This window comes from Sphingosinicella sp. (genome assembly GCF_052388015.1).
GTDB lineage: Bacteria > Pseudomonadota > Alphaproteobacteria > Sphingomonadales > Sphingomonadaceae > Allosphingosinicella.
This window is the reverse complement of sequence record NZ_JBQTIN010000100.1, coordinates 1-4,547: the sequence shown is the minus strand read 5'-3', so window position 1 is coordinate 4,547 and position 4,547 is coordinate 1. Positions and strand designations below refer to the sequence as shown.

The following is a 4,547-nucleotide window of genomic DNA, read 5'->3' as shown; positions in this document are numbered from 1 at the left end:
ACCTGGTCGTCGAACAGGCGGACGAGCCGCCCGGCCTTGAGGTCGTCCTGCACCAGCCACGAACGCGCCAGCGCCACGCCGCCGCCGCGGCGGGCGACGTCGAGCGCAACGCCAAGATCGTCGATCGTGAGGGTCGACGGGAAATCGTTCGGGTTGTGGCCGAGCGGGTGCAGCCAGAGCCGCCAGGTGCTTTCCGGATGGCGAATGAGGGTGCAGCCGTGCAGCGCCTCGATCGAGCGCGGCAGATCGCCGTCACGATAATCGGGGCTGGCGACCGGGAACAGGCTTTCGTCGCCGAGATGCCGGGCCTGCAGGCCGGTCCAGCCGCCCGGACCGAATCGGATGGCGACATCGACCTCATCGGCGGTGAGATCGGCCAGCGCCGCGCCGCAGCGCAGCTCCAGCTCGATATCGGGAAAGCGCCGGCGGAAATCGCCAAGCGACGGTGCCAGGCGGCCCGCGATGGAGGAGAGTGTGGAGACGACCAGCCGGTCCCGCCGGAGCCAGGGCGACGTATCGAAGGCGTCGCCGAGCAGGGACAGGCTCAGCCGGACGCGCACGGCCAGCGTCTGCCCTTCCGGCGTGAGCGCCACCCGGCGGCCGGCGCGATCGAAGAGCCGCGTGCGGAGTCGGGTTTCCAGGCCCTTGATCGCATGGCTCACCGCGCTGGTCGTGAGATTGAGCTCCAGCGCCGCCTTGGCGAAGCTTTGGTGGCGCGCGGCGGCCTCGAAGGCCGAAATGGCGCGAAGGGAAGGCGGCCGCGCGGGCATGAATTCTCCTAGTGGATAGATGAATTTCCTTCAACTATAGGATGAAACACACCCGTTTGGCCGGCGGCCCGGCGCCGGATAAACGGACGCCATGTTCAGGATCACCGCTTACGATCATATCGGGATACGGGTGACCGACGCCGCCCGGTCGATCGCCTTCTACGAGAAGCTTGGCTTCCGCGTGGTTGAGGAATTGTCCAATGAGCGGGTCGCCGAGATGACGACCGAGAGCGGCACGCGGATCAACCTGATCTTCAACGGCGTGCCCCGGCCGGGAAACCGCAACATATTGATGGACGAGCCGGTGAAATGGCCGGGCCACACGCACCCGGCCTTTATCGTCAATGCGCTCCAGCCGCTGTTGGACTGGGCAGCGCGGGAGGGTGTGGCAATCACCGAAGGCCCGCACGACTGGGGGCGGCGGATGACCTGCTTCTTCCGCGATCCGGACGGCAACGTCCTCGAGTTCAACGAGCTGACCTGGGAGCCGCCAAGATGCAGACTCTGATCCTCCACGAATTTGCCGCGTCCGGAAATTGCTACAAGATCCGGCTCACCGCCGCCTTGCTCGGCCTGCCGATCGAGCGGCGCGAATATGACATCATGAAGGGAGAGACGCGGACGGCGAATTTCCTCGCCAACGTCAATGCGAACGGCCGCATCCCGGTGCTGCAGATCGGCGACCTTTTCCTGCCGGAGAGCAACGCCGCCTGCTTCTACCTCGCCGACGGGACCCCGCTCGTCCCCGCCGACCGGTTCGACCGCGCCGACATGCTGCGCTGGATGTTCTGGGAGCAATATAGTCACGAGCCCAATGTCGCGACCCTGCGCTTCTGGCATGGCTGGATCGGCGAGGCGAATTGGACCGACGCGCAGCGGGCGATGCATCCGGGCAAGGTCGCGGCGGGCGAGGCGGCGCTGAAGCTGATGGACGAGCATCTGGCCGCGCGCGACTGGCTGGTCGGCGAGAGCCTGAGCCTCGCCGATATCGCGCTCTACGCCTACACCCATGTCGCCGAGGGCGGCGGGTTCAGGCTCGCCGACACGCCGAACGTGCAGGCCTGGCTGGGCCGGATCGAGGCGGCGCCAGGCTATGTGCCGATGGACGCCTGACCGGCCCTCAGCATTCGCCCGGATCGCATTCCATCGCTTCCTCGAACCAGAGATAGACTCCGCCGAGCGTCAGCGCGAGCGCGCCGACGCCGATGCCGACCCAGCCCAGGGTCGAAACATTGGCGCGGCGGCCGTTGGGCGCGACGAATCGGTCCATCCGGTCGAGCCGGGTGCCGGCGAGCCGCACTTCGGGGCGGCGCGCGGTGAAGGAGAGCTCGAGGCCCCGGCCGACACGGGTCGCCGCGGCGCCGTCGATCCGCTGGCTGCGCATGGTCGGCGCCAGCGTCAGGCTCGCGCGGGGCCGTTCGGCCCGCGCGCCGCCGAGCGGCAAATGGACCTGAAGGCCGCCGAACATGCCCATTCGGCTCTGCTCGTTCGCCTCGATCTCGGCCGCGAGGACGGGTTGCGACGCAACGACAAGCTGCCCGGCCACGAGCAGCGACAACATCAATGAACGCATGAATTTCCCCTTGTGATCAAGGGGATGGCAGTCGATTGTGGCGCTTTGAAGGCGATCTAGGCGGCCGGATCGCGGAGCGCGAAGCGCTGCAGCTTGCCGGTCGCGGTCTTGGGCAGGGCGTCCACGAATGCGATCTCGCGCGGATATTTGTAGGGCGCGATCTCCTGCTTCACATGATCCTGAAGCGCGCGAACGCGCCCGTCATCCGGCGGATAACCGGGGGCGAGGACGACGAAGGCCTTCACCTTCTGGCCGCGCTCCTCGCAGGGCGCGCCGATCACGGCGCATTCCTGCACCGCGGGATGGGAGAGGAGGGCATTCTCCACTTCCGGCGCCGCGATATTGTAGCCGGACGAGATGATCATGTCGTCGGAGCGGGCGAGGTACCAGAAGTAGCCCTCCTCGTCCTTGCGATAGGTGTCGCCGGTGACGTTCCAGCCATCCACGACATAGTTGGCCTGACGGGGATCGTCGAAATAGCGACAGCCGGTCGGGCCCTTGACCGCGAGCCGGCCGGTGCCGGCGTCCAGCGGGCGGTGATCGTCGTTCAGCACGGTCGCGACATAGCCGGGCACCGCCTTGCCGGTGGCGCCGGGTCGGATATCGTCGCCGGCGGCGGAGATGAAGATGTGCATCATCTCGGTCGCGCCGATGCCGTCGACGATACTGAGTCCGGTTTCCTCCTGCCAGAGGCGCCAGGTCGCGGCGGGCAGATGCTCGCCGGCCGAGACGCAGGTGCGCAGCGTCGAAATGTCATGCGCGTCGAGCAACGGGATCATCGCCTTATAGGCGGTCGGCGCGGTGGCGAGGGTCGTGACCTTATGGCGTGCGATCGCCTCGAGCAGCGGCTTGGGGCCTGGCGTTTCCAGCGTTACCGCGGTGCCGCCGAAGCGGGCCGGAAAGACGAACTGCATGCCAAGCCCGAAGGTGAAGGCGAGCGGGGCGGAGCAGGCCCAGCGATCGCCGGGCTCCGGCTTCAGGACGTGACGGGCGAAGCTGTCGGCGCTGGCCAGAACGTCGCGATGGTAATGGATGCAGCCCTTGGGCTTACCGGTCGTGCCCGAGGTGAAGGCGACCAGGGCGATATCGTCGCGATGCGTGTCCGCCGGCTCGAAATCGGCTTCCACGCCGTCCAGCGCGGCGAAGCCGTCGTCGCCTTCATAGGCGATGACCGACGGCGTGCCGCCGCCCGCATCGAAATCGGCGCGGAAGCGGGCGTCGATAATCGCATGGCTGATCCGTGCCCGCTCGACGATCGTCGCGATCTCGGCCGGCCGGAGCAGCGGCATGGTCGCGACGACGATCCCGCCGGCCTTCAGCACGCCGAGCCAGGCCGCGAAGAGATGCGCGCCGTTCGGCCCGCGCAGCAGCACGCGGTTGCCCGGAACCAGCCCTTCACGCTCGACCAGCAGCCGCGCGATCCGGTCGGACAGGGCGCGCAGGTCGCCATAAGTCCAGCGGCCGGCATCATTGAGCACGGCAAGCGCGTCGGCACTGTGCCCGTCGAGCAACACGGCCGCCGCGTTCAGCCGCTCGGGATACTGGAGCGAGGGGAGGTTGAAGAGGAATTCGGGCTGTGCCTCGCGCGGCGGCAGGCCGGCGCGGATGAAATGGTCCTCGTGCGCGCTCCTCATTCGGGCACCACTGCCATGGTCTCTATCTCGATCTTCGCCGCCGGCTCGACAAGACCGGTCACGCCGACCACGGCCATCGCCGGGAAGTGGCGGCCGATGATGTCGCGCCAGGCTGCGCCGATCGCGGCGAGGCCGTTCCGATATTCGTCGAGGTCGGTCACATACCAGGTCATCCGGACGATATGCTCCGGCCCGGCGCCGTCCTCGGCGAGGACGGCGAGGGTGTTGAGCAGGACTTGGCGAAGCTGGCCGGGCAGATCGGTCGCGACGATCTCCTCGCGCTCGTTCCAACCAATGACACCGGCGGTGACGACGACGCGACCGCGCGCGGCGATGCCGTTCGCATAGCCCTTGGGGCGTGGCCAGCCGGAGGGAAGCAGCGCCTTCATGCCTCGGCCTCCGCGAAATGATGGCGGACGATGACGATCTTCTGCACCTCGGATGCGCCCTCATAGATGCGCAGCGCCCGGATCTCGCGATAGAGGCTCTCGACCGGGACGCCCCGGGTGACGCCGAGGCCGCCGAAAATCTGCACCGCCTTGTCGATCACGCTTTGCGCGCGGTCGGTGG

At 67.8% G+C, this 4,547-nt stretch carries 7 protein-coding genes; 2 read left to right on the top strand and 5 right to left on the bottom strand.

All coding sequences use genetic code 11. The features are described 5' to 3' along the window. The coding region (locus ACT4N3_RS08135; RefSeq protein ID WP_444854716.1) for a LysR substrate-binding domain-containing protein at positions 1 to 770 on the bottom strand (770 nt) is incomplete at its 3' end. 91 nt (positions 771 to 861) lie between these two features. Here ACT4N3_RS08135 and ACT4N3_RS08130 point away from each other — a divergent pair. Continuing rightward, positions 862 to 1,278 carry a VOC family protein gene (locus tag ACT4N3_RS08130; protein WP_444854715.1) on the top strand — a complete coding sequence of 139 codons (417 nt, stop codon included), beginning with the start codon at positions 862 to 864 and terminating at the stop codon, positions 1,276 to 1,278. After that, positions 1,266 to 1,883 carry a glutathione S-transferase family protein gene (locus tag ACT4N3_RS08125; RefSeq protein ID WP_444854714.1) on the top strand — a complete coding sequence of 206 codons (618 nt, stop codon included), beginning with the start codon at positions 1,266 to 1,268 and terminating at the stop codon, positions 1,881 to 1,883. Before ACT4N3_RS08130 ends, ACT4N3_RS08125 begins: the two co-directional genes overlap by 13 nt. A gap of 7 nt (positions 1,884 to 1,890) precedes the next feature. Here ACT4N3_RS08125 and ACT4N3_RS08120 read toward each other — a convergent pair whose 3' ends face one another. The 4 genes from ACT4N3_RS08120 to ACT4N3_RS08105 form a co-directional block, all read right to left on the bottom strand. Then, positions 1,891 to 2,343, bottom strand: coding sequence for a hypothetical protein (locus tag ACT4N3_RS08120; RefSeq protein ID WP_444854713.1), 453 nt, complete (start codon positions 2,341 to 2,343; stop codon positions 1,891 to 1,893). Between the two features lie 56 nt (positions 2,344 to 2,399). Continuing rightward, the gene (locus ACT4N3_RS08115; RefSeq protein ID WP_444854712.1) at positions 2,400 to 3,977 is read right to left on the bottom strand and encodes an AMP-binding protein; all 1,578 of its coding nucleotides are present in this window, start codon (positions 3,975 to 3,977) and stop codon (positions 2,400 to 2,402) included. Beyond that, complete coding sequence (locus ACT4N3_RS08110) at positions 3,974 to 4,366, bottom strand: RidA family protein (protein WP_444854711.1); 393 nt, start codon at positions 4,364 to 4,366, stop codon at positions 3,974 to 3,976. Before ACT4N3_RS08110 ends, ACT4N3_RS08115 begins: the two co-directional genes overlap by 4 nt. After that, a partial coding sequence (locus ACT4N3_RS08105; protein ID WP_444854710.1) for an acyl-CoA dehydrogenase family protein occupies positions 4,363 to 4,547 on the bottom strand: 185 nt, incomplete at its 5' end. The genes ACT4N3_RS08110 and ACT4N3_RS08105, both read right to left, overlap by 4 nt.